The organism is Vibrio penaeicida (assembly GCF_030689305.1).
Classification (GTDB): domain Bacteria; phylum Pseudomonadota; class Gammaproteobacteria; order Enterobacterales; family Vibrionaceae; genus Vibrio; species Vibrio penaeicida_B.
The window spans coordinates 80237-105665 of sequence record NZ_JAUYVM010000005.1; the positions used below are offsets into that span (position 1 = coordinate 80237).

At 44.2% G+C, this 25429-nt stretch carries 25 protein-coding genes; 15 read left to right on the forward strand and 10 right to left on the reverse strand.

Features of this window, described 5'->3' with window-relative positions; translation table 11 throughout:
• Nucleotides 1-6: 6 nt before the first annotated feature.
• A complete protein-coding gene (locus tag Q8W40_RS10050; RefSeq protein WP_305397030.1) occupies nt 7-1602 on the reverse strand; it encodes an MFS transporter in 1596 nt (531 codons plus the stop codon).
• A gap of 244 nt (nt 1603-1846) precedes the next feature.
• Here Q8W40_RS10050 and Q8W40_RS10055 point away from each other — a divergent pair, with 244 nt between their 5' ends.
• The 3 genes from Q8W40_RS10055 to Q8W40_RS10065 all read left to right on the forward strand — a co-directional run bounded on the left by Q8W40_RS10055 (nt 1847) and on the right by Q8W40_RS10065 (nt 4918).
• Nucleotides 1847-2503: an alpha/beta hydrolase gene (locus Q8W40_RS10055; protein ID WP_305397031.1), complete on the forward strand. Its 657-nt coding sequence runs from the start codon at nt 1847-1849 to the stop codon at nt 2501-2503.
• A 242-nt stretch (nt 2504-2745) separates the two neighbouring features.
• Nucleotides 2746-3819, forward strand: a complete 1074-nt coding sequence (locus tag Q8W40_RS10060; RefSeq protein ID WP_305397032.1) for an SGNH/GDSL hydrolase family protein — start codon at nt 2746-2748, stop codon at nt 3817-3819.
• A 160-nt stretch (nt 3820-3979) separates the two neighbouring features.
• Nucleotides 3980-4918 (forward strand): homocysteine S-methyltransferase family protein, encoded by a 939-nt coding sequence (locus Q8W40_RS10065; RefSeq protein WP_305397033.1) that lies wholly within the window; start codon nt 3980-3982, stop codon nt 4916-4918.
• A gap of 130 nt (nt 4919-5048) precedes the next feature.
• Here Q8W40_RS10065 and Q8W40_RS10070 read toward each other — a convergent pair whose 3' ends face one another.
• The 3 genes from Q8W40_RS10070 to soxR form a co-directional block, all read right to left on the reverse strand.
• A complete protein-coding gene (locus Q8W40_RS10070) occupies nt 5049-6188 on the reverse strand; it encodes a hypothetical protein (protein ID WP_305397034.1) in 1140 nt (379 codons plus the stop codon).
• An 85-nt stretch (nt 6189-6273) separates the two neighbouring features.
• The gene (locus tag Q8W40_RS10075) at nt 6274-7302 is read right to left on the reverse strand and encodes an AraC family transcriptional regulator (RefSeq protein ID WP_305397035.1); all 1029 of its coding nucleotides are present in this window, start codon (nt 7300-7302) and stop codon (nt 6274-6276) included.
• Nucleotides 7303-7353: 51 nt separating this feature from the next.
• Entirely contained in the window at nt 7354-7788 is a 435-nt protein-coding gene (soxR, locus tag Q8W40_RS10080; RefSeq protein WP_305397036.1) for a redox-sensitive transcriptional activator SoxR, read from the reverse strand.
• 98 nt (nt 7789-7886) lie between these two features.
• On the opposite strand from soxR, the gene Q8W40_RS10085 reads away from it, so the two are divergent.
• Nucleotides 7887-9089: an MFS transporter gene (locus Q8W40_RS10085; RefSeq protein ID WP_305397037.1), complete on the forward strand. Its 1203-nt coding sequence runs from the start codon at nt 7887-7889 to the stop codon at nt 9087-9089.
• 16 nt (nt 9090-9105) lie between these two features.
• Here the strand turns inward: Q8W40_RS10085 and Q8W40_RS10090 are convergent, their stop codons facing one another.
• Together Q8W40_RS10090 and Q8W40_RS10095 are read right to left on the reverse strand one after the other, a co-directional pair.
• Complete coding sequence (locus Q8W40_RS10090) at nt 9106-9747, reverse strand: flavin reductase family protein (RefSeq protein ID WP_305397038.1); 642 nt, start codon at nt 9745-9747, stop codon at nt 9106-9108.
• Nucleotides 9748-9864: 117 nt separating this feature from the next.
• Complete coding sequence (locus Q8W40_RS10095; RefSeq protein ID WP_101111839.1) at nt 9865-10356, reverse strand: fasciclin domain-containing protein; 492 nt, start codon at nt 10354-10356, stop codon at nt 9865-9867.
• Nucleotides 10357-10529: 173 nt separating this feature from the next.
• On the opposite strand from Q8W40_RS10095, the gene Q8W40_RS10100 reads away from it, so the two are divergent.
• From Q8W40_RS10100 to Q8W40_RS10110, 3 genes are all read left to right on the forward strand, one after another.
• Complete coding sequence (locus Q8W40_RS10100; RefSeq protein WP_305397039.1) at nt 10530-10835, forward strand: DUF6482 family protein; 306 nt, start codon at nt 10530-10532, stop codon at nt 10833-10835.
• Nucleotides 10836-11036: 201 nt separating this feature from the next.
• Complete coding sequence (locus Q8W40_RS10105; RefSeq protein WP_305397040.1) at nt 11037-11381, forward strand: XRE family transcriptional regulator; 345 nt, start codon at nt 11037-11039, stop codon at nt 11379-11381.
• A 198-nt stretch (nt 11382-11579) separates the two neighbouring features.
• Nucleotides 11580-12836 carry an SGNH/GDSL hydrolase family protein gene (locus Q8W40_RS10110; RefSeq protein WP_305397041.1) on the forward strand — a complete coding sequence of 419 codons (1257 nt, stop codon included), beginning with the start codon at nt 11580-11582 and terminating at the stop codon, nt 12834-12836.
• Between the two features lie 16 nt (nt 12837-12852).
• Here Q8W40_RS10110 and Q8W40_RS10115 read toward each other — a convergent pair whose 3' ends face one another.
• The gene (locus Q8W40_RS10115; RefSeq protein WP_305397042.1) at nt 12853-13719 is read right to left on the reverse strand and encodes a LysR family transcriptional regulator; all 867 of its coding nucleotides are present in this window, start codon (nt 13717-13719) and stop codon (nt 12853-12855) included.
• A 115-nt stretch (nt 13720-13834) separates the two neighbouring features.
• Between Q8W40_RS10115 and Q8W40_RS10120 the strand changes: the two genes are divergently transcribed.
• Nucleotides 13835-14494: an FMN-dependent NADH-azoreductase gene (locus Q8W40_RS10120; RefSeq protein ID WP_305397043.1), complete on the forward strand. Its 660-nt coding sequence runs from the start codon at nt 13835-13837 to the stop codon at nt 14492-14494.
• A 105-nt stretch (nt 14495-14599) separates the two neighbouring features.
• Here Q8W40_RS10120 and yghU read toward each other — a convergent pair whose 3' ends face one another.
• Entirely contained in the window at nt 14600-15460 is an 861-nt protein-coding gene (gene yghU, locus Q8W40_RS10125; protein WP_305397044.1) for a glutathione-dependent disulfide-bond oxidoreductase, read from the reverse strand.
• Nucleotides 15461-15915: 455 nt separating this feature from the next.
• Between yghU and Q8W40_RS10130 the strand changes: the two genes are divergently transcribed.
• Complete coding sequence (locus tag Q8W40_RS10130) at nt 15916-17106, forward strand: diaminopropionate ammonia-lyase (protein ID WP_305397045.1); 1191 nt, start codon at nt 15916-15918, stop codon at nt 17104-17106.
• A 128-nt stretch (nt 17107-17234) separates the two neighbouring features.
• Here Q8W40_RS10130 and Q8W40_RS10135 read toward each other — a convergent pair whose 3' ends face one another.
• Complete coding sequence (locus Q8W40_RS10135) at nt 17235-17726, reverse strand: Lrp/AsnC family transcriptional regulator (protein WP_101111846.1); 492 nt, start codon at nt 17724-17726, stop codon at nt 17235-17237.
• Nucleotides 17727-18038: 312 nt separating this feature from the next.
• Between Q8W40_RS10135 and Q8W40_RS10140 the strand changes: the two genes are divergently transcribed.
• From Q8W40_RS10140 to Q8W40_RS10165, 6 genes are all read left to right on the forward strand, one after another.
• Nucleotides 18039-18806 (forward strand): maleate cis-trans isomerase family protein, encoded by a 768-nt coding sequence (locus tag Q8W40_RS10140; RefSeq protein WP_305397046.1) that lies wholly within the window; start codon nt 18039-18041, stop codon nt 18804-18806.
• Nucleotides 18807-18848: 42 nt separating this feature from the next.
• A complete protein-coding gene (locus Q8W40_RS10145) occupies nt 18849-20042 on the forward strand; it encodes a M20 aminoacylase family protein (protein ID WP_305397047.1) in 1194 nt (397 codons plus the stop codon).
• A gap of 161 nt (nt 20043-20203) precedes the next feature.
• Complete coding sequence (dctP, locus tag Q8W40_RS10150) at nt 20204-21247, forward strand: TRAP transporter substrate-binding protein DctP (RefSeq protein WP_305397048.1); 1044 nt, start codon at nt 20204-20206, stop codon at nt 21245-21247.
• A 129-nt stretch (nt 21248-21376) separates the two neighbouring features.
• A complete protein-coding gene (locus Q8W40_RS10155; protein WP_305397049.1) occupies nt 21377-21919 on the forward strand; it encodes a TRAP transporter small permease in 543 nt (180 codons plus the stop codon).
• Nucleotides 21916-23259, forward strand: coding sequence for a TRAP transporter large permease (locus Q8W40_RS10160; protein ID WP_305397050.1), 1344 nt, complete (start codon nt 21916-21918; stop codon nt 23257-23259). The genes Q8W40_RS10155 and Q8W40_RS10160 overlap by 4 nt, the downstream gene beginning before the upstream one ends.
• A 15-nt stretch (nt 23260-23274) precedes the next feature.
• Complete coding sequence (locus tag Q8W40_RS10165) at nt 23275-24459, forward strand: M24 family metallopeptidase (protein ID WP_305397051.1); 1185 nt, start codon at nt 23275-23277, stop codon at nt 24457-24459.
• Nucleotides 24460-24528: 69 nt separating this feature from the next.
• Here Q8W40_RS10165 and Q8W40_RS10170 read toward each other — a convergent pair whose 3' ends face one another.
• Complete coding sequence (locus Q8W40_RS10170) at nt 24529-25398, reverse strand: retropepsin-like aspartic protease (protein ID WP_305397052.1); 870 nt, start codon at nt 25396-25398, stop codon at nt 24529-24531.
• Nucleotides 25399-25429 lie beyond the last annotated feature (31 nt).

Consider the following 25429-nt stretch of genomic DNA (forward strand, 5'->3'; position numbering starts at 1 on the left):
CTCAAGCTAACTGGCTTCTGAAATGCTGCTTGCGATGGATCGAATTTCAACCGTTTCCTCTTCATCTGCACCATCCAATAACGCCTCGTAAATCAAAGCATTGATCCTAGCTTTTCGCAGTAAGAAAAAGTCATGTAATGAGTGGGCTATTTCGAGCCTTCGCTGAGGATATTGATTGATCAACTCGCCTAAAAGCTCCCCAGACTGCTTGGGGTAGGCAAGTGTTATATTGATGGCAACATCGTTGGCTTTTAGCGATGATCCTTCTAACGCTGTTCGGATCAACACGCCAGGGTCTGTCGGGTTTTGTCCTAATGCCGCTATCAGCAATTTGAGCTCTGGGTCTGCAATGTCCGTGTATTTGAAATCTAGCATAGAGTCTAGCTCTGCGGTTCCCGTTGGAATCGGCTGCACATTCACTTGATACTGACTGACGGCTTCCAACGTGTCGGTACGCACAAAGACCTTGCGGTACAGTAAGAAACCAAACACAAATAAGTGGACCACGATGAGGTAGTAATAAAGCCAAACAATGGAAAACTCATTCATAAGATAGCCAGCAACAATGGGACCCGTTACCCCGCCAATCCCCACCAATATTTGCATGGTGCTTGTTGCTGGCATCGCTTCTTTAGGTTGAATATGATCAAAAACTTGAGTCACCGCGAGTGGGAACAACGCCACCCCAGAACCACCTGAAATCCAAAATAGAACGGCAAGCATTTCGATAGGCATCGGGATGTAATTTTCCAAAATGATCAACGAATTACTGATCACACCCATAAACATAAGCCCAGAAGCGACGACGCGTTTGTCGTACCGGTCTGCGAGCCACCCTGTCGGGAATTGAGTCAACAACCCCCCCATTTGGTAAGAGCCCAAAATCAGCGATAACCAGATCCCAGATATGCCCTTACCGTATGCATACAAAGAAATCAAAGACACGCTTGCAGCGTTTATCAGCCCTGCACAAAAACAAGAAAGCGTGCCCGAAGGAGAGTAGTTCCAGAGTTGTTTAATGGTAAGCGGCGCGCTTTTTTCTGGCAATTCAGGCATGGGTAATCGGCTCATCGACATAATGATGAGGGCAATGCACAAAAACACCGAAATAATCCCAAAAACTCGAGGGTCTTGGGCTCCAGAAAATGCAATCAAAAAGGGAGCCGTACCAAAACCAATAGCAAAACAGATTTGATAGGTACCATACACCTTGCCACGGTTACTTCGATCACTCAGCACATTAAGCCAGCTTTCTAATGTGATAAAACTGGTGACATAACAAACACCGGACACCATTCTTAGTGCCGAAGTAACATAAATATCATTTGAATAGCTGTGCAATACTGACACAATAGCCAGCATAGCTGCCATAGAGGCAAAGGCTCGGATATGCCCAACACGCAAAACGACCTTTGAGCCAAATAAGCCCGCGCAAATCGCTCCTGCGGCGAACATACTCATCGCTAAACCGATTTCAGAAGAATCAAATCCACCGTCTTTTAAGCGAATCGGTAACATGACATAAAAAAGGTTATGGCTGATCGCAAACGCAAAAATAGCGAACAGAATCGGTCTTATACGAATGAATATACTGTTTCTCATAGGCACTATGGACTTTTTAGGCAATCAATCGACGGCAAGGGTTGCTGATTAAAATATCAACTACAACATAGCACAGGTTAAAATTTATCCAGATATTTAGAAAGAAAAAGTATCGAACAATCAGAAGAAGTTGTGTGTGTTCTCAAGTTCGAGAGCTCTATTTGCAAGGCGAAAATTGAAGATCGCATTCGACCGTAAATAGCGTTAAGGTGAGCCAAACTTAAAATCAATATGGAATATCAAGATGCTTAGTTACGTTGAAGTCGAATCGACAACAAAAGCCACTGCCAGTGTGATTTGGCTGCACGGTCTTGGCTCAAATGGACACGACTTTGAAGCCATTCTGCCTGAATTAAAACTGCCAGCCGATGCCCCCGTTAGATTTATTTTCCCGCACTCGCCTTCCATTCCAGTTACCGTCAACGGCGGAATGGTGATGCCAGCGTGGTACGACATTATTGAAATGGGTGCCGGTAGAAAGCTGAATTCGCAGCAACTCATCGATTCAGCCCATCAAGTCGTTGAATTAATTAAGCAAGAACAAGAACGTGGAATCGCTTCAAACCGTATTCTACTTGCAGGGTTTTCTCAAGGTGGCGCAGTGGCATACCAAGCGGCATTGAGTTTTGATCAGCCACTAGCTGGCTTGTTAGCACTATCCACTTATTTCCCGACATCCGACTCCATTGAATACTCAGAAGCTAGCAAATCTTTACCTATAGAGATCATGCATGGCACCTTCGACCCTGTAGTATTTCCAGCGATGGGCGAAGAAGCCAAAACCGATTTAGAAGCCGCTGGGTACAAACCCAATTGGCGTACTTATCCGATGGAGCATCAAGTATGCATGCCTCAAATTAAAGACATTTCAGAGTGGCTGCACCGCATACTCGAACTTTAAAATCGGTTCTTTAGCCTCTTTACTCTACGTGTGGAGAACCTGCTCTCCGCACGACTTACCTAACGGTATGTCACCGCTCCACTACACCGTTACCTCCAAAGAATGCCAACCCCACCATAGATCTAATAAATTACTTAGCTTTTAATAATTTCTTCATTGAACCTCAATATTTCGCTCCTTAAGTTAGATCAAGTTATCCATCGATAACATATTGATAAATAAGTAACTAAAAGGAATTGGCTATGTATAGAAAAATTGCTTTTTTGGCTTGTATGGTATGCTCTGGCTACACGTTTTCTCAAACTGATTCAGCGACGCATTACGCAGTTCAATATGAAGGAAGAAGTGTAAAGGACTACGCAACGGGTACAGTTCAAATTAACTTCCCGGGCAGTGCGCTGAAAACGAAATTCACGGGCACTCAGCTCGCAATCAATTTAAAAGGCAAAGGCGATCATTTTGATGTGCTGGTCGATGGTGTCTTGTCGCACAAAATTGTCACGAATATTGGCAACGAAACCCAAAAATTTGAGCTGTTCAAAAGTGCAGAAAAAAGCACGGTTGTCATCGAAGTGGTTAAACGAACAGAAAACTACGATGCCATGATTGAAATCGTATCGTTCGATCATGATGGCTTCCTAGAAGGAGTGTGGGAAAACCAACCGCATGTCCTGTTTATCGGGGATTCAATCAGTGCTGGGTTTGCCAGCGAATCAAACAAACGTGACTGTACATGGGACGAAGTGTATAACACATCCAACGCCCGTCTAGCCTTCCCACATCAAACAGGCGATCAACTGGATGCCAGTATCACTCAAGTTTCGCTTTCTGGTTTAGGGTTAATTCGAAACTGGGACGGTAACCAATCTTTTCATGATGTAACCTATTACGCTGATAAATCCGGCGCTGTGTTTGGTAACGTGCAGCAATTTGAAGATAAACACCCAGACTTAATTGTTATCGAAGTTGGCACCAATGATTTCAGCACCGATCCAAAGCCTCACGAACCATGGGCAAACATTGATGAAGTGAAAACAGCTTGGGTCGAGCGCATGGTGGAATTCACTGAGGAACTAAAATATCGCTACGACGATACCAATATTGTTTACATGCCTCGTCCAGCCTACCCATACGACTACATCATTCCAGCAACAAACGAAGCGATTAGCGTATTAAACAGCAAAGGGGTAACTGGTCTGTATAGCCATACCTTTGTGTCGCCATTAGAAGGCTGCATTTGGCACCCAACAGAAGCAGAGCATAAAGACATCGCGACGAAGCTCACCACCTTCATCAAGCAAAATGGGCTCTTATAAGCCAATCTTAAAAAGTCGTCGATGGGGACACCCCGTCGACGCCTCACAACACCAAACCAACGTTATAACCACAAAACCCTGAAATAGATTGGGTTACTCTTCGATAGATTACTGATATAAAGATAAACAAGTAACTGTTCTAGCAATTGGAGTAGCAAAAATGGCAAGGTATCGAAAAAATATACCACTGCTTGGACGTGAACTTTTCGCTTGCTATACAGGAACTGAAACGGATCTTCTCTACAACCGTGGAATTGATTTACCAGGGTTTGCGACCTACCCATTACTTTCCAGCGCAAAACATAAAGCAATACTCCGCGAGTACTACTGCAAGCTTATCGACTTGGCTCGGAGCCAGAATGTGGGTGTCATCTTAGATTCCGCGACTTGGGTTGCTAGCCGAGATAGAGGTGCAGAGCTTGGATATACCGTTGCTGAGCTAAAACAATTTAATATTGAAGCCATTGAACTCATGGCCAGTGTCCGTAACGAAAAAGGGGATTTGCCCACCATACTTAGCGCTCAGGTGGGTCCAAGAGGAGATGGATATGCCCCTTCCGATCTCATGACGATACAGGAAGCAGAAGAGTATCACGCAGAGCAAATAGAGGTTTATTCAAACACCGACGCCGATTTAGTGAGTGCGTTTACGATTTGCTATGCAGAGGAAGCAGCAGGGATTGTGCGTGCTGCAAAGAAATGCAATATGCCTGTCGCCATTTCATTTACGGTTGAGACTGACGGGTGCTTGTCCACGGGTATGGCATTAAAAGAGGCCATCGAGCAGGTTGATTCTGAAACAAATAATGACGCACTTTACTACCTCGTTAATTGTGCGCACCCTGATCACTTCAAAGGCAGTTTTAACCATGAACCGTGGGTGCGACGTGTACGAGGTGTCGTCGCTAATGCGTCCCGTTGTAGCCATGCAGAACTGGAAGTTTCAACTGAACTGGATGATGGAGACCCGAATGAATTGGGTATACAGGTTGGTGGATTACGTAAAACATTCCCCCATTTTAATATCCTTGGTGGTTGTTGTGGTTCCGATTGGCGACACATGAAACGCATACTTGAAGAAGCTAAAAAAGCAGAGTAAAAACGCGAGTAAGCTCTCCCCCTATTTTCAAGAAGAAAGATACCTTATCGCGTTATTTGGGTCTGTTGAAAATCAACATATGGGACAGCGTGCCCCATGTGATGTACCTACCTAAGTCAAGAGTATTGAACTAGTATTCTTTACGTTGAATAGAAACGTTGGGGTGCTCAGACAGTATCAGTTCTTTATCTTTTAAATAGTGAGAAAAGAAGCCACTCATGCTTGTTTGAACGATGTCGTGTATATCGTTCGCCCCTATCCCTGAAGGTAACCCGACGCTCCATCGGCTTTGATCGGTAAAGTCGCGATGATTCGTGCCTGCGACGGACACCAAATAGGTATCGGATTGGTTCGCTTCATAGCCTTCGCTTAAATTGTGATCGGCTGCTTGCAGGAGCATCAACGGTTTATTCATTGGGGAATCGGCAACGCCACCCAAAATAATGCCGTCCATATTGGCCGCTGCGACACATGCGGTAATCGCTTTGCAGCTGTTCATCGCTGCACTGCCACCTAAGCTGTAGCCCAAAGCCCCTACTTTTGAGGTATCCAGTTGATACTGAAAACGCCATTGGTTCCATAAAAGCCATTGATACGTGGTGAAAACATCCTGTGTAATTTGCGGCGCGACAACACCATTAAAGTACGCTTTACCTTTATCTGTATTCACGTCGTGCGAACCTTCAGGAATATACCCTTTCACCGTGATGCCATCATTAAAAACCGATATGCCAGAGGCAAACGTATGATTGATTGCTACAACGGCAAACCCTTGACTCGCGAGATCTTCAAGTAACTCGACATTGTCCTTCTCAAGTAACATTGAACCATGAGAATAGAAAAGTATTGGCCATCCTTGGTCTATTTCAGCAAGGTCGGCATTTTTGACCGACCACGACAACATCTCATTCAAATCATGTTGTTGTGGATGAACGGGCGCATTGGGAGGGCGAAAACTGGATAAGTATTCGACTTGGTGTCCACCATCATCAAAGTATTTTTCATACTGTTCAGATTCTGTATCACTTGGGTAATACACTTTAATGTGGAGCTTACGCATCTCACCTGAAATCGGGTTTAGTGTATCTTCACGGTAATCGATTAAATCGAATTCTTGGGTTCCCACTCGATAAATACCGCTCGGTGAAGGGTACACATGGTCGACTACCCGTTTGATATCATCGATAGGTGATACCGTCTCATCATCACACCCTGTAAGCAGTGGCAATGCAATAAAGAAAGGTAAGAAAATAGCAGTGTTAACGTTCATAAAGACTCTCCTTGATTGAGAGCTTAATAGTGAGGGAGGCGTAATATTCCGTCGTCCGATTGCCTTATTTGGACGTCCGGATTATTTAATTAGGACGTTCAAGTGCTGACTTATACTGGGTTGGTGTGCATTCTTTGTATTTCTTAAATGCTGAGTTGAATGTTGACTTAGAACTGAACCCAGATTCAAATGCCAAATCTAAAACTGATTTATGGGGCTTTTGCTTAATCAGTTCACACACATGAATCACCCTTTTTTGATTCACTAGGTCATAAAACTTGATCCCTAATTGTTGGTTCAGAACTTGAGTCAACAAATAGGGTTTTACGCCAAGTTCTTCTGCTAACGACTGCAAATTCAAATCAGACTTTAAGTAAAGCTGTTTGCTATCCATCAACAGGGAAACCTGTCTTCCTAGCTCAAAATCCAATTCACTATCACTGCACTCTTCCGTTGGAGCTTGCACTAGTGGCTCGAAATTCAACAGCTCTGGTTTAACCAAAAACAGGTACGTCACCAAAAAGACGAATAAGCTAACAAACAACTGAGGAAGAGGCAGCTCAGTGTTAAGCACAATTTGTAAAGGGATGGTTGAAATCGCGACAATCAGCCCTGCACATACGCCCCACATCAACCAAAGGTTTTCTCGGCTGAGATTCGCTTGAACGGTCTTTTGCTCTACTTGATAACGCCAAACCATTCGTATAGCAGCGACATTGTAAATAAGATAAACAAGCAATATTAAATACGTGGCAATCCAATGCCTTGTAGTAATCACAACAGAATCTGGGGATAAAGAAAAATCGTAGATAAGCGCACTGATCGCTAACCAAGGAATAAAATGCACTGCAGCTCGTCGTGTGATCTTTTCTTGGGTTAAACAAGCTCGAATAAATAAGAAGAACAACACCGGATATAATAAAGCCCAGCTAGCGTTAAGTCGGCTGCTCAACCATTGTTCATGTTCTGCAATTAGCAAGATAAGATCCGCTGAAAATACGGCATGAACCAATGTTAATGGCCAGAAGAGCGGCTGGGTTCGAGACCTTGAAAACAAAAACACCAGTAAGATTAAGCTCTGAATAAACCCCGCGAGCAACACGGCTGTGACCATATACAACTCCATTTGTAAAAGGCAGCGAAGAACTGATTTTAGGCTAAGCTATTAACTCGAGTGACCAAGCCAGTTTTCCCCTTTGTGTTCTTCGCCATACTGGTCTTGGGGATTACGAAGAGCGCAATTTTCCAAAGACAAACAACCGCAACCAATACACCCACCCAAGTCATTCTGAAGCGCCTGCAAACGGCGAATTCTGTCTTCTAGCATAGTGTGCCAGCGGCTGGCTAGTGTATCCCATTCTTTTTTGTTTGGTGCTTGGTGTTTGGGTAAGTGTGACAAAGCTTGGGCGATTTCTTCTAGCGACAACCCCACTTGCTGGGCTGCTTTGATAACAGCAATTCTGCGTAGCACACTGCGATGAAAGCGCCTCTGATTTCCAGCGTTCCTCCAACTGGATATCAACCCTTTTTGCTCATAGAAGTGAATAGCTGAGACTTTCACCCCAGCCCGTTTCGCCACTTCGCCAACGCCTATGTCCATATTCCACCTACCAAAAAGATCAAAAAAGACCTTTACCTCAACTTAACTTGAGGTTTTAGAGTAGCACGCAGACCTAAAGAATTCACGGAGGAAAAAGAATGAAAAACAAAACCTTTCCCTACTTAGTTGGCCGCTTTTTTGATGGCATTTCATCTGGGCTTTTCATGATGGCGCTACCATGGGTCATTTTATCTCAGCCCAATATGGGTACGTTCGTTGCCATGGTCGCACTCTTATGTACTGCCGTCTCTTTTGTTGCGACACCTTTCTTTTCTACTTTGATTGATCGCCATTCCCGAAAAAAATTATTGGTGATCAATCAAGTTATACAAGCCCTTACCGCCGCAATTGTGGTTGTCGCATATTCACTCGATGTAGGGTCGCATTGGTTGCTCGCCGGGGCTCAGTTGGTTATATGGGTTTCTAGTAACTTAGCGTGGTCAACCAACAATGCCTTCACTCAAGAAAACTACGATTCGCATGAATATGCGTCTATTTCTGGCTACCAAGAAGTGGTTATGCAGGGCACAACCTTGGGTGCAGGTGCGCTGGGTGTGGTTCTGTTAGAAATGTGGAGTATGTGGGAGTTCGCTTTGTTTGCTGCAATCTCGTCCGGCATTGCCTCTTTCGCTTACCTGCTTACCCCGTATCGAAGAAAGCTAAGAAAAACCCAAGCAGTACCTTTCTTTGCCCAGTTAAAAGAGAGCAAAAGCATATTCGCCAAAGCACCGCGTTTCTATGCCTTCATTCTGTTGTCTTGCTTGTCATACCCAATATTGACGTTTTTGGGAAAACTTGTCCCTATTTGGTTTTCTGAGGCGGGTATTTCTGGAGAGTGGCTTGCCGGGTACAACATCAGCTTTGGTTTAGGCTCGTTAATTACAGGTTTGTTGGTCAGTAAAATTTTGGCGGAATCATCACACCAAAATATTATGAAGTACTCCATGTTTGTGGTTGCTTTTATGTTAGTCGGAATGTCTATTTATCAACACCCAGCCTACTTGATGGCGTTTACATTAGGCTTTGGATTCTTTAACGCGCTTAACAGAATTGCGAGAACCAACTGGATGCACCACAGCGTAAAGGTGTCTGAACGTGGTCGAGTAGACGGTGGCTTAGCGCTGTTTTCAACACTGGCTCAATCACTGAGTTACGTATTAATCGCGTACCTTAGTCACCATGAGATAACTCGTTATGGATTCGCCATTGCTGCAGTCACTGTTATCGCTGCCGCCATACTCATGACATTGTTAAACAAAAGCAGCAACATTAACTTAGAACCGGCAAGTCAGGTGAATTGATATTACAGTGTACCCATCACTCAAGCTCCCTTAGATCAGAATCCGGCTTTGCGTAGCTCAATCGCGCAAGTCGGGTTCCAATGTGATAGCTGTCTAGCCCTGAAACTGCAACCAGATCCAGCGAATCTACATCAATAGACCCGTCTGTGTTTAACGCGTCGTCTTGAACTCTTATCTCTTGGATCTCACCAATGATCAACTCAGTGTTGTTCACGTTTAACGTCGTGTGTTCTCTTAACGATAAACCAATTTGGATAGGGCTTTCTTTTACATAGGGGGCGCGTATTTCACTTCCTAGAATAGGAGTAAGCCCAACCTTCTCGAACTCGGATTCTTCTTTTTTGTAACGAGCAGACGTTTGATGGGCTGATTTGAAAATCGATTGGCATACCGAATTGATCGTGTATTGCTGGCTAACCAGAATATTCTCTAGCGTGTGCCTTTCGACACTATGAGGGCGGATAATAAAACCCATTAAAGGTGGATTGGCTCCAAGGTGAAAAACGGAGCTCACGATAGACAGATTGTGTTGACCTTTGTCGTCTGTCGTACCTATCAAGTTAGCGCTCTTATACCCCGATAAAGAGTTAACAAATCGAGCTCGATATCTGTCTTCCATCTCTCTGATGTTTTTTTGCGTGTAACAGCTTTTGTTCATTTCATGTCCTGTAAAAAGCAGCGCCTGCAGGTCTAGTATCTTGGGTTACTTTCGCTCGGCAAGCACTGCATAACACTTGGTTATTAATTTTTGGGTATTGGTTATTTATGGACTTAATTACTTAGGCAAAATCACAGAATCAATCACATGAATAACGCCGTTACTGGCTTTAACGTCTGCAAGCACAACGTTCGCGTTATCAATCATGACTTTGTCTCCCATTGTCTTAATAGACACATCTTGTCCTTGCACGGTTGACGCACCTGATAGCTTAACCACATCTGACGCCATCACTTTTCCTGGAACAACGTGGTAGGTGAGAACAGCAACTAGCTTGTCTTTATTTTCTGGTTTCAGAAGCATGTCGACCGTGCCTTCAGGCAATTTTGCAAACGCCGCATCGGTCGGAGCAAATACAGTGAACGGACCATTTCCCTTCAATGTATCCACCAATCCACCCGCTTTTACAGCGGCTACAAGCGTGTTGAATGACCCGTTACTTACAGCAACATCAACGATATCTTTCTTCTCACCATGATGACCCGCGTTGGTCATGAATGAAAAAGAAGTAAGAGCAACAGTGGCAACAAGCAGAATTTTTTTGAACATAGTTTTGTCCTCAGTTTTTGAACAACGGTTCCAGCGAATAACTGGTTGCTGTATCTACGGCTGGATTTTCAAATGGGATCAAAAGAAATTTTGCGAATATTTGAGAGTGAACCGAAGGTAAATTTGTTGCGTACTAAAGCTGTATCGGAGAATTCTATGGAAGGTGAGTTTCTATGAAAATGACGTTAAACAAAGCCAAAAAATATTTTCACATCGATAAATTGGTGATCCACTCTTTGGACATGTCACTCTATCAAGCCTCTGTTGTGATTGACGGCGAAGAGTGGTTTCTCACAGAGCAAGATGGGCAGTTAGTAAGAGCTTGGTCGTTCATAGAGATTCAAAAGCGTTGCCGAAACATTAACGCCATTGAACGAGTCATGCGCCAAGAAAGCGCTTACGACGAAATGGTTGGAGGACCAGAGAAACCCATCAGCAACGCAATGGAAGTACCGTTAGGCGACAACAAGCTTTACTAAGCCAGAGAGCCATAAGGGAGCGAGCGTAATACACCTTGTGGCACCCTGTTTTACCTTGGCAAAAGGTCGCAATATAACAACCTAGAAAATTGAACTGACAATTTCTAACTCTGTTTTGACAAATCCCCCCATCAGCACGGCAAACTTCTTCGCACTTCTGTTCATCGTACTTTAAAACCAATAAATCAATCAGGAATGGCTATGGAGTTTACTCAACAAGATCGCGAAGCACTTTATCAAATCTGGATGTCGCAAAAAGCCAAAATGCGTATGACTCAAATGGAAATCACGAAACGACTCGGGATAAGCCAAATCGATTTTTCCGAGCTTTTAAGAGGAAGCGCGCGGTTAGAGCCGGCTTTTGTTGAACAGTTTTGCAGTCAATTACACGTCGATCCTAAATCGGTTATCCCTTCCCTAAAAAACAACGATAACCCCAGCCAGGTTATCTATCTGAAAAGTCGCATCACCGTCGATGGAGAGATCAAAAAAACCTATATTGAAGGTAACCAAGTCATTGTTGAATATGCACATTCTATTGAATAAATAAAATCAAACCACCAGCGGTATTGCGTAGGAAAAGCGTCAGTGTCTATGTTAAAGATTAGAATTGAAAATGCGTCTTTTAGCCCAAATTTCGTCAGCATTTGTATTCAACTTTTTAACCTATAGAGATTCGTTCCAATTCATCAGCACAATTTAGAGTAAAAACACTAACTCAATTTAATAAGGGAGTTAATGCTTATGCTCAGTTATCTATTACCCGTTATAACCAGTTTTAGTGCAATGCAACCATTCACATCACTACTGGACTTAGACGTGACTGCAATACCAGAGTCCGTGCTTTCTTCTGCACCTGTTTCTTTCATTTTTGAGCGAGAAAGACCAACTTATGTACGCTGTTGGTATCGAACCAGTCATGCGGAAGAAGACGTTGGCACCGCTTGGGAATGGGCAAAAAATGAAAATGGTAGCTATCTTGAACTGGATGGCTATTGGTGGTCTGCGTTTGGTAAACGAAATATGTTCTATACCGACATGCCACAAGAAACCATTCATCAGCATTGTGAGCGCACACTCGGAGTGAGTTATAGCAATGCCGATATCATGTTTTATGCCTCCGATAACGACCTTTCCTACAACCACACTATCTGGACCAATGATCATGTGATGCAGCCGAATACCATTAATAAAGTGGTGGTTCTTGGTGATAGCCTATCGGACACCGGTAACATTTTTAACGAATCTGAATGGACATTTCCGAGCCGAGATTCTTGGTATTTGGGGCATTTTTCAAACGGCTTTATTTGGGCTGAATATCTTGCTAAATCTCAGAAATTACCAATGTACAACTGGTCGGTTGGTGGGGCGGCGGGATCGGATCAGTACTTACTGATCAAAGGAGTGAAGGCGCAAGTCGACTCATTCCTTACCTACATGGAAGAAGCCAAAAACTACAAAATCCAGAACACGTTATTCACTCTGGAATTCGGCTTGAACGACTTTATGAATTACGGGCGTGAAGTCTCGGAAGTAAAATCAGATTTTGATTCAGCGATGAATAAGCTCGCCGCTTCAGGGGCAAAGAACATTTTACTGCTGACTCTACCTGATGCGACAAAAGCGCCGCAATTTCAATACAGCACTCAAGAAAACATCAATACAATCCGCAAGAAAATTCTTGAATTCAACGGTTTCATTGAAGAGCGGGCGGCTCATTATCAATCTCAAGGGGTTAACATTACGTTGTTTGATGGCTACCAATTGTTTGAAGATGTACTCACGAACCCACAGCAACATGGGTTCGTGAACACAAACGAACCTTGCTTGAACTTAACGCGTAGCTCTGCTGCCGATTATTTGTATGGGCATGATATTACGAACGATTGCGCCGCCATTGGATCGGATAAATACGTTTTTTGGGATGTCACTCACCCAACAACCGCCATTCACAAATATTTAGCGAAAAGGATACTTGAAGAAACAAGTATGAATTTTTGATGCTATTGGAGCGAGGCTATCCTCGCTCCTTAAATTGCTTTTGCAACCAATCCACACAATATCTCACCACGTGCTTGTCTTTGCTGAACGGGGAAACCCTGAGGTAATAGCTGTACCCTTCAAAAGAAGGTAAATCGGTTCTTTGTTTTAGCCATTGCTGCTTTCTTGCGACTTCGCTCAATACATCACTCACTAATGCTACGCCCTGACCTGCAAGTGCCGCCTGTAATACGTATTGCTCCTGATTAAATTTGTGAGTCACTAAGTCCGATTTCACAAAATATTTCTGCCACGACACATTAGGTATGTAGGATTCGTCCTCCCACTCTGTCACAAATAAGGTTTTGGGCATATTTTCAGCTCGGTCATCAAAGTTTGCTGGCACATAACACCCTAATTGTTCAGCCCCAAGAAATACTTCTCCTTCTTCCATCGTTTCTGGTAAGCCATAACGAACCGCAATATCTATGCGGCGCTCATTGCTAAAATCCACCAGCCTGTCACTGGCGCATATTTCCACTTCCAAATCTGAACGCTTGGCATACAGTTCCGGCAGTTTTGGGGCTAACCATAATGCGGCAAATGATGTACAGCACGAAATAGTGACTCGATTTATTGGTGCCTGAATATCTGAGATGGTGTCTTCTAATTGGGTAAACACATTCTTCGTTGTTTGTGCCAATTTCTTCCCTTCTTCCGTCAACGTCACCGCCCGAACCTTGCGTTCGAAAAGCGTCACGTTCAGTTGAGCTTCTAGGCTTCTAATCTGATGAGAAATAGCCGTTGGTGTCACGTTCAAAACGGTCGCGGCATGTTTAAAGCTTCCATACTGGGCAGCCAAGGAAAACGCTCTTAAATGATTCAAAGATGGGATATTCGCCATACCACTCCAACTCTATAAGTAATAATTTCTCATCTATAAGTAGTCTTTTCTCGTTTGTCAGAAACTCTCTGCCATTTAAGAATAAGCCTACTCCCCAATCACGAAGGACATCAACATGGCAACACTTCTTCACATTGATTCAAGCCCGAGACCTTACTCTCCAGACCAGCAAGCACATCAGTCGCTTTCTCGACAAATAGCGCATCACTTTGTTTCCGAGTTCAATGACCGACGCCATAATAATCTGATATACCGAGATTTATCAACGAATCCACCACCATTTATTGATGTAGAATGGATCGCTCAAAGCTTTGCAAAACAAGCGGAAAAAGAAGAATACCCAGCGTTGGAAACATCCAATGAATTGATAGAAGAAGTTGAGCAAGCCGACGTAATTGTTATCTCGTCTCCCATGTACAACTACGGTATGCCCGCGGTTCTAAAAGCATGGTTTGATCAAGTCATAAGGGTGAATAAAACTTTCTCATTTGATTTAGAACGAGGTGAGAACCCTATCGAGCCTATATTGTCTGGAAAGACCGTTGTTCTTTGTACCTCCAGCGGTGAATCGGGCTTTGCCGAAGGAGGGCAAAAGCACCATATGAATCATCTAGGGAAGCACATCAAATTACTAAGCCCTTATCTGGGAGCCAGTCAATTCCACGAGATCACCAGCGAGTATCAAGAATTTGGAGATGAACGTCACAGCCTTTCGTTTGAAGGAGCCAAGAAAGAAGCGAAACAGCTTGCGGCTAGAGTTGCCGCTCAAAAATAAATCGTAAAAAACGGCTAGAAATAAGAAACCCTTCCAATAATGAAAGGGTTTTTGTCTATCCAAGCTACCTAATGGTAAAGGTACTCAGGTAGGTGATTTAGCGGATCAAGACGGCTTTTTCGCCAACACTTCATCGATATCGGCAGCTGAGTGACGTTCTGGTACTTGCTCCCATTCTTCTCCCCAAGCGCGGTTAACCATTCGACCGCGTTGCACGGCAGGACGTTGAGAAATGTCTTTTGCCCAGCGTACAAGGTTAGGGTAGCTCTCTACATCTAAAAACTCAGCGGCATCATAGAGAACGCCAAGCACAAGATTGCCATACCAAGGCCACGTCGCAATATCCGCGATACTGTATTCATCGCCACCTAAGTATTTGTGATTCGAAAGACGCTTATCCAAGACATCAAGCTGGCGTTTAGCTTCCATAGAAAAACGATTGATTGGGTACTCAAACTTCTCTGGCGCGTAGGCATAGAAATGCCCAAAGCCACCGCCCAAGTAAGGTGCCGACCCTTGAAGCCAGAAAAGCCAATTCAACGTTTCTGTGCGAGCTTTTGCATCTTTAGGTAATAGCTGCCCAAACTTCTCTGCCAAGTAAAGCAAAATACCGCCCGATTCAAATACATTCACAGGCTCACTGCCAGAGCGATCCACCAGCGCTGGGATTTTCGAGTTAGGGTTAACATCAACGAACCCTGAACCAAACTGGTCTCCATCGCCTATTTTGATTAAATACGCATCGTATTCCGCTTCGGTTACGCCAAGTGCCAAAAGTTCTTCCAACATAATGGTGACTTTCTGCCCATTTGGAGTGCCCATGGAGTAAAGCTGTAATGGGTGCTTACCTACTGGCAGTTCTTGTTCATGTCGTGCACCTGAATCTGGTCTGTTAATGCTTGCCCACTGACCGCCATTTTCATCTTCCATCGTCCAAACTTTTGGTGGTGTATATTCGTTTGCCATCTCAATTCCTTATCTGTGTGAGGAGGGGGATATATCTGAGCCTGAGATCAGTAGACCCTACAACATACATTAGGTCTTTTTTCTCAGTTAAAACCCCTATCGGATATTTTTATTAGAACGATCGGTTATTTATAAATCATTGTTTAGAATAAAGCTAACTCATTAACTCAACCTTTAAAGTATGCGCTTAACCCCGAAAAGCACTTAGCTATTTTGAGCTCTGGCGAGCAAATAATCTCGATGAAACAAGCACATCCGTAGGTTTGAAGAATTTCCGCATCGAGCCGCTTAATTACGCTGAAAAACGTCAATTACTCCTCAAGACTAGACGCTCCCCTGCAAACACGCTTGGTAAACTTTTATTATTGAAAACGACTCGTGTGTCTTTAAAGGTTGGGGTTGACCAATCAATCCGAGCTTTAAGTGGGTACACATCTATAAAAGGAAAACCTTCTATGCATTCATTGACCGGGACTCTGACTCATTTCTCGAATCCTAATGCACACCCAGAACGTCTTTATACAGATAAACAGAGGGGCATCCTCAGTGTAAAAAGCGCTCAAGACGCCATACAAGATATTACTCAGTGGCCTCATTATGCGGCAACTCCTCTTCATCATTTGGATACACTTTCGTCCGACGCTGGTTTGGGTAAGTTGTGGTACAAAGACGAGTCTCAACGATTTGGATTAAAGAGTTTTAAAGCCTTAGGAGGTGCATACGCCGTTGCGAAACAATTGCAGCAAGTACTGGCTCAGAGGTATGGGAAAACACCGAGTATCACTGAATTACTGGCTGGCGATTGGAAGTCTGAAATCGCTGAAATTACGGTAAGCTGTGCGACAGATGGGAACCACGGACGCTCTGTGTCTTGGGGAGCCCAAATGTTTGGCTGTGAATGCATCATATACATACATAAAGACGTTTCCGAAGGTCGCAGACTTGCCATGGAATCGTACGGTGCAAAGGTCATTCGCATTGAAGGAAATTATGACGAATCGGTACGCCTAGCCGATTCTGAGGCCAAAGAACACGGCCGCATAATCGTTTCAGACACTTCTTACGAAGGCTACATGGACATACCAAAAGATGTGGCGCTCGGCTATACCGTAATGTTGGCAGAAATTGTGGAACAACTGAAAGGAGAAATCCCAACCCATGTCTTCATCCAAGGCGGTGTGGGTGGGCTTGCCTCTGCCGTATGCGGGTATTTCTGGGACTTATGGGGCACTCAACGTCCACGCTTTTTAATCGTTGAACCCGAACAAGCGAATTGCCTGCAACAGAGTGCCAAAGCAGGAGAACCTGTCACCGTCCATGGCAGCCTAGAAACGTTAATGGCAGGCTTGGCATGCGGTGAAGTCTCCAGTTTGGCGTGGGAAATACTGGCGGAAGGCGCGAATGATTTTCTCACACTCAGCGAAGATGCCATTCCTCAAACAATGAAAATGCTAGCCAGTGGCGAGTCACACAGTGAGAAAATTGAAGCTGGTGAATCCGCTGTACCTGGATTAGCGGCAGTATTGATTGCCCGTTCCGACACTGAGCTGGCGAAAACAATTGAACTGAACAGCGATAGCCGCGTGCTGGTCATAGGTACTGAGGGCGCAACCGATCCTGATCTGTATAAAACGTTAATAAGCTGATTTGTTTACCCAGTACACCTTAATTTTCTGTCAATCAATCTAATTATGCGTTCCCCCTAGTGAACTATTATCCCCATACTTTGTGTTCACTAGGGGCTTTTAACCAGATAATGCCAACTCGATGCAAGTTACTCATTTCCCTCATCGATTGGGATTGTTAACCCTACTTTGACCAAATCCATTACAACATTGGTTTGAAAGCTTTTGATATTGGCGTTGTCGAAAAAGGCTTCACGCGTAAACTCGTCATACCCTTCCATGTCTTGCGTCGTCACAATCAAAATAAAATCGGAACTGCCTGTCACGTAGTAACACTGCTGAACAGAGCGATTGGTCAGCATTTCCTTTTTAAAGTTATGCATTAGGTCTACGCGTTCACGCTCTAGAGTCACCTGAACAACAAAAGTCATGGCATGACCTAAGGCTTTCGGGTTGATCACCGACACATCCGCTTGAATAACGTTTTGAGCACGCATACGCTTTAATCTTCTTTGTACTGCTGCCGGAGAAAGCCCTACTCTTTCTGCAATTTGATCTGAGGTCGTTCGATTCGATACTTGTACTATATCGAGGATTTTTCGGTCGAAATTATCCACTGAAAGAGTTGGGGGTTGAGCCATTTAAACCATTCCTTTGTTGGTGAGTTCTTAATAAATCACGTCCAGATGCTTGGGCATTTACTCAAATTAGAGCGCTTAAAAGGCATACGTCGTTTGAAGCGATAAGCCTATTCTTTTCCGCTCATCACCCTATTAATCTGCTGTTTTTCATCTTGGTAATTCAATGTTCATTTAAAAATACTATAGCGCACAAAATTTGCGGATTTTCCTCATTGTTAGACCAATTTTGAAGGAATTTCATCGATACGCGAAAGGCATTATTGAACTTGTGAAGGAAATGTAAAGAAAACGATACTAACAAGGACGTAACGCATGCTAGTGGATACTATTGCCCCCACACTCCCTTTAGATAACCTTGCTCCATCTGGCAAGGTAGGGGTGATAGCTCTCGCTACGGATTTCAATATTGAAAGTGATCTTCGTAAGATTTACCCAAGCGATGTTCAGCCCTTTACAAGCCGAGTAAGAAACGTCAACCCACTCACCATCGACAACTTGCAGAAAATGGCACCGGGTATTAGTGCAGCGGCGGATTCCATACTGCCGGGGACCGCTCTCGATGTAGTTATCTACGCGTGCACTTCTGGAACCGTAGCCATCGGTGAGCAAAAAGTAACGGAATTGATTCACAGCACTCGTCCAAACACGTTGGTCACCAACCCTCTTAGCGCATCCATAAAAGCAATCCAGACTCTAGGAGCAACACGTATCTCGATACTGACTCCTTACACAGAATCCGTGAACCACGCCATAGCAACCCATTATTCTGAAAACGGTTTCGATGTATTGAGCGTGGCTGGATTTGGCTTTGACGATGACACACAAATGACCTTTATCTCCCCTAAAGATATTGCTCAAGCAGCCTTAAGTTCTTGCCACTCAGATGCCGAGTTACTGTTTATTTCGTGCACCGCACTGCGCGCTAGCGGCGTCATAGAGCAAATAGAACAAGAACTGGGTAAACCCGTCGTAACCAGCAATCAAGCTTTGGCATGGCACTCTTTGACCTTAATGCATTACCCCAATTCTCTATCTGGATTTGGTGTGCTGCTGTCTGAGCATTTAGGAAAAAATACATGAACCACAACTTATTTATCCAATTACACTTTTTGGAGCTTTGTAATGAATTCATTATTTAACTCGGTGAACCATCCATTATCCGAACAGTTGGTTCGCAATATGGAGGAATGGCGGAAACACATGCACCGTTTCCCTGAATGCGGTTTCGAAGTAGATAGCACGGCACAATTCATTGCCGACAAACTTCAGAGTTTTGGCATTGAAGTTGTTATGAATATTGGGAAAAGCGGACTAGTTGGAATCTTGAAGCATGGCACCAGCAGCGCAAGTATTGGCTTAAGGGCAGATATGGATGCACTGCACATTCACGAGCAAAACACTTTTGACCATTGCTCCCAGCACCCAGGAAAAATGCACGCCTGCGGTCATGACGGGCACTCCGCTATGTTACTTGGTGCAGCTGCCTATTTAGCTGAGAATCCTAATTTTGATGGCACCGTTTATTTTATCTTTCAGCCCGACGAAGAGCACGGATGTGGTGCGCAGGCAATGATAGATGATGGATTATTTGAGCGATTTTCTATTGACGAAGTGTATGGCATTCACAATTTCCCAGGGTTAGCAGAAGGCAAGCTAATGGTGCGTTCTGGTTCGTTAATGGCCAGCGAAAGCTGCTTTCATATCACCATCAAAGGCATTGGCGGCCATGCCGCATTACCTCATCAGGGGGTGGATCCTATCGTTGTCGGGGCCCAAGTTGTTTTGGGGCTGCAAACCATTGTTTCACGCAACCTTAATGCCATTAGTGACACAGCTGTCATCTCTGTCACCGAGTTCATCACCGACGGTACCGTCAATGTCATCCCAAATGAAGTTCAGATTAAAGGAGACTGCCGCTGTTTCACCGACTCCACCTTGCTTCAAATTGAAACGAGTATGGAACGAATAGTGAAGGGAATTTGTGGTGCGGCTGGCGCGACATACCAATTCGAGTTCATCAATACTTTCTATCCGACGGTGAACAGCGCGGAGCAAACGGAATACTCGGTACTTGCCGCGCAGCAAATACTCGGCAAATCAAACGTTGAAGCTGATTGTGAACCACTGACCATTTCAGAAGATTTTTCAAGCATGCTGCGCGTTAAGCCCGGTTGCTATGTGCTGCTCGGAAATGGTGTCGACTCTGTAGGCGGTTGTGCATTACACAACCCAAAATACGACTTCAATGACCGAATATTGCCTTACGGAGCGAGCTATTGGGTCCAATTAGTGAGCAATCGCTTACGAGCAAAGTAATCATAAAAATTAGATAACCCATTAGGTGTAACGAATTAATTAAAAAGTAAGTAAGCAGAAGAAACCTCCTGTTCGAAACAAAAAGACATACCCAAGTGAATTCCCAAAGCCCTGAAAATGAGCAAGTGGATTTAGGATTAAGACAAACAAGGAAGAACAAGATGAAACGACTAAGCGTGGCGCTATTGAGTTTAGGCATGATATTTGGTGTTCATGCCGAAACTTGGAAGTTTGCATCAGAAGAAGACAAAACGGATGTCCAAGATATATACGCGCAAAAATTTGCAGAGGTCATAAAAAAAGAATCCGATGGCGATATTAGGGTTCGTATTTATTACTACGGTCAACTGGGCACAGAAAATGACATTGTCGAGCTAGCGGCAAAAGGCACCATTCAATTTGTTTCGGTGGGTGCGGGTCATTTGGGGTCTTATGTACCCGAAGTGCAAGCCGTCAGTTTGCCTTATGTTTTGGGTACTAACGAGAAAGTCACGCACAAGGTACTGACTCAAAGTTCAACTATTTACAATGAGTTAGCAGAGAAGTTTGAAAGCGTAAATTTGAAGCTGCTGTCTATGATGTCTGAAGGTGAAATGGTTTGGGGGAGCAATAAACCAATTCGCACACCAGAAGATTTTGCCGATCAAAAAATACGCACATTCACATCAACCATACCGGTTGAAACGTATAAAACCTTTGGTGCCACTCCGACTCCACTTTCTTGGGGTGAAGTTTATGGTTCACTTCAACTGAAAACCATTGATGGGATGGTTAACCCCATTTATTTCATTTACAACGCCAAATGGCACGAAGTGCAAGACTACTTGATGTTCCCAGGCCAACAGCCTTATGTCAGTACCGTTTCAACAAACAGCAAATGGTACAACAAGCTGTCAGCAGAAAAGAAAGCCATGGTTGATAAAGCGATTAAGGCTGCAGATAAAGCTGCCTATGACTATCAAATTAAGATCAACAAAGAGAACATGGACAAAATCCTCAAGGAACGTCCGGACATTCAAATTGTTGTTTTAAATGAGGAAGAGCGTAAACGTTTTAAAGCACTTAGCCTACACCTCTACAGTACCTTCTACGACGTAGTGGAAAATGCCTACCCAGCATCAGAAAAAGCCGTCGCACGTGCGGGAGCAGAGAAGATTCTTAAAAGCTTATTAAAAGAGGTCGAAGTCGCCACCGTGACTCAATAAGTTTCAAACCGAGATCGCAGCGCCGCCCTTGTTGAGTTTTGCCTGATGCTTATCGTCAGCTTAAACCACTGAACTCAATGGCGGCGTTGAGATGAGAAGTACAACGCTCTTGACTGCGAAATGTTTACTATGAAAAAGCTGCTCTCCACTCTAAGTGAATTAACGGAAAAACTGGAACGATACCTGATCATGTTCGCGATTCTCGCCATTATGATCAACTCTACCGCGAACGCCATCGGGCGCTATGCCTTCAGCAAAAGCCTTTTCTTTTCAGAAGAACTCAACCAATTCTTGATTGTTGTCGTCACTTTCGTAGGTTTTGCCTATGCCGTACGTAAAGGTAGAAACATTCGAATGACCGCTCTATACGATTCTCTCAGTACAAAAACACAGAAACGCATGACGATCTTCATTGCCCTTATCACTTCTTCTCTGATGTTTTACCTTGCTTACTTGGCGTTTTTCTACGTCATGGAACTCAAACAAATCAACCGCTTGAGTCCATCACTGCAAATCCCTGTGTATTGGGTCTATGCCATTATCCCTATCGGGTTTGCCATTGCAGGTCTGCAATACGCGATGAGTTTTATCATGAACCTATTACACCCGGAGATTTACGTTTCTTACGATGTAATCGAAAACAAAAACAAAGCGGCGGGTGAAACACAATGAATGAATTGACGCAGTTAGTTTCCGACATCATATCGGGAGAACCGGATATCTATGTCATCACCATCACGTTAGTACTTGTGATGGTCATCCTTTTGTTTCTAAGCTTCCCGATGATAGTTCCTTTATCTATCGGTGCTCTTATTGGTCTTTTGCATTTTTCTTTGGTTGAGCCTGACGTCATCATTCAACAAATGGTTACGGGGATTTCACCCAATGCACTGATCGCCGTTCCAATGTTTATTTTGGCCGCCGATATCATGACACGTGGGCATACTGCCCATAACTTACTGGGGCTGATACAAGCTTTTTTTGGTCACTTACGCGGTGGGCTCCCCATTACCACCTGCATAAGCTGCACGCTATTTGGGTCAGTTTCAGGCTCGACACAAGCCACCGTTGTTTCGGTTGGGCAAATTATGCGCCCTAAACTGTTGCAAGCTGGGTACAAAGACAGCTTTGTGATGGCACTCATTATCAATGCCAGTGACATCGCCTTTTTGATTCCGCCAAGCATTGGGTTGATTCTGTATGGCACGCTTGCAAACGCCAGTGTCGGGGAGCTGTTTATCGCGGGTATCGGCCCCGGGATTGTGCTCGCTATTTTGTTTTCTCTCTACAGTTACCTTTACAGCATAAAACACAGCAAAACCATCACGTTAGTCGACAAAGCAACAACCTTGGAAAAAATCGAAGCGATCAAACAAGCCCTATTACCTTTAGGTTTTCCTGCTTTGATCATCGGCGGTATTTACTCTGGTATTGTCACCCCAACCGAAGCGGCTTCATTTGCCGTTCTCTACGCAATTTTGGTGGAATGCATTTGCTACCGAAAGCTCAATGTTAAAGACATATGTGACGCTGCATTAAGCACAGGGCTCATCACAGCTGTCGTCTTTGTCCTTGTCGGCATTGGTCAATCTTTTTCATGGTACATATCATTCGAACAAATCCCGCAAGAATTGCTGTCTCCACTCAATCTAGACAACGCCTCACCGGAATACATCTTATTTGTTATTGCTTTAGCCTTTTTCGTTGGCTGCATGTTTGTTGATTCGCTGGTGGTGCTTTTAATCCTGACGCCAATATTTAGCCCAATCGTTGATGCGGCTGGCATCGACCCTATATTGGTTGGAGTGATGGTGACGCTGCAAATGGCGATTGGCTCGGCTACGCCCCCATTTGGATGCGATATTTTTACCGCCATTGCTATATTTGAAAAACCATACCTTCAGGTAATACGTGGCACTCTACCGTTCTTTTTGATCTTGTTATTGATGTCAGCACTTCTAATATTTTTTCCAGAGATCGCACTGTTTCCAAGAGATTTTCTTTTCCAGTAAAAACTAGGAACCCTAATGACAAAAACACCAATGACTCCTCCAAAAAGAGGCTTTGAAATAGAAGAGTTTGAACGCAGAACTGAAAATTTGCAGCGCAAAATGCGTCGACAAAAGCTCGATGTGGTTTTTTTCACAACAGAACCGGAATTTCGTTACTTCAGCGGTTTTAAATCCCAATTCTGGGAGAGCCCAACAAGACCGTGGTTTCTGGTTATACCGTTAGAAGGAAAGCCCATCGCTGTTGTGCCGCAAATTGGTGTCGCAGGGTTTATAGAAACCTGGATAGAAGATGTGCGAAGCTGGCCATCCCCCAGGCCTGAGGATGATGGCATCACGCTGCTCGCTGACACACTGTCCTCATGCAGCAAAAATTTTTCTCGCATAGGTGCCATGTTAGGTGACGAAACACATCTTCGTATGCCTATCGACAATTATGAAACCCTGAGAAATCATCTTTCCAGCCATGATGTTGTTGATGTTTCCTCAACGATAAGAGAATTACGCAACATTAAATCCGCGGCAGAAATTGAAAAGGTTCGCTTTGCCTGTCAAGTTACTGCTGCTGGGTTTGAGTATCTTAAAGAGCACTTATCGCTAGGTATGACGGAGCGAGAAGCTTGCAAACTCATGCATATCGAAATACTTAGGCTTGGCGCAGACGCCTGCCCATACCTTATTTCTGCTTCAGGGCAAGGTGGATACAACAACATCATTATGGGGCCATCGGATAGGATACTCACTCACGGAGATGTGTTGATCATCGATACCGGTGCAAACTTTGATGGCTACTTTAGCGACTTTGACCGGAATTATGCGTTGGGCGGTGTCACGCCAGAAACTCAACACGCTTATGATGCCGTATATCGCGCTACGGAAGCCGGTCTCAAACTCGCCTCTCCCGGATGTACAACCGGTGATTTATGGCAAGTAATGTGGTCGGTGCTCAAGAAAGCGGGCGCGATTGGGAACGATGTCGGGCGAATGGGACACGGCCTAGGAATGCAGCTCACTGAATGGCCATCGCTCATTCCAAATGGAAACGTGGTTTTGGAACCAGGAATGATTATCACACTGGAGCCAGGAATGACTTATGGTAACGGACAAGTGATGGTCCATGAAGAAAACATAGTCATCACAGAAGATGGCTGTGAACTCCTCCATCCACGAGCATGGCCAACCATTCCAGTCGTCGGTGTGTAACCAGATTAGTCGCTCTTCTGTTTTGTTCACTCTCATCCATAAAAGTGAGGAGAAGCCATCCCGAATTGACTAATTCGCTGGCTTGACGAGGATTTTGTTGTGAGTAAAGTCCAGTTGGACATCAAATTGATGAAAAAAATCGACACCAAGTAAACCATCCAGCTGGAATCGCGAGTCAATAGGAAACAGTAGCGCCTTGCTGGTAAAAGGATATCCATACGTGGTCATTGGCTCGTTGAGCAGCTGGCAAGGAATGTTTCCTAAGTTGTAGCGGCACGCTTCTAACGATTCCTTCGGATTCACTTTGTTGCGAACAAACACGGTGTTTGATGCCCCAGTATCCAGCACCAATGTGTAGGGCTGATTTTTAGTCTCAACAGCGGCACCAATCCCTTCTTTGTACACACCAAGAGCAGGCCATTGTTTGGATACCAATTGGTCTGAATTTACAATAGACAGCTCTTTGTCTTGAAAGCTGATTTGTACCGTTTTCCCAGAAAACAATCCTAGCCCTATAACAGGTAACTCATCCGTGTCTGTTTTTCCTTCTCCCACAGATACTCCCCACGATTGGAGCGCGACCAGTTCGAGGTCTTCAAATTCCATGCATCCTAATTTCAGCGTTTTTAAGCGATAAACAGAATTGCTGAACTCTTTCCCAGCAGCATTCATGCTTTTGCGTTTTTCGGGCAACTCCGTTGTTCCCTTTAGGTTAATCATCATTGACTTGGGCAAATGTAACCCCGCGCTTGACCCCGTATCCAAAAGGAAATCTATCTCTTGTTCACCTATCTCCAGAGTCACCACTGGCATACCTTTAGGAGTGAAGGAAATAGGAGTATTGAAAGAATGGCACTCCTCAGAATAAGAAGGTGCACTGAAAAGAAAGAAACACATGAAGATTCGGAAACAAGCAGAAAGACGGTAGATGAGATACATCGGTGAGAGACCTTAAACAAAGCAAACCGGA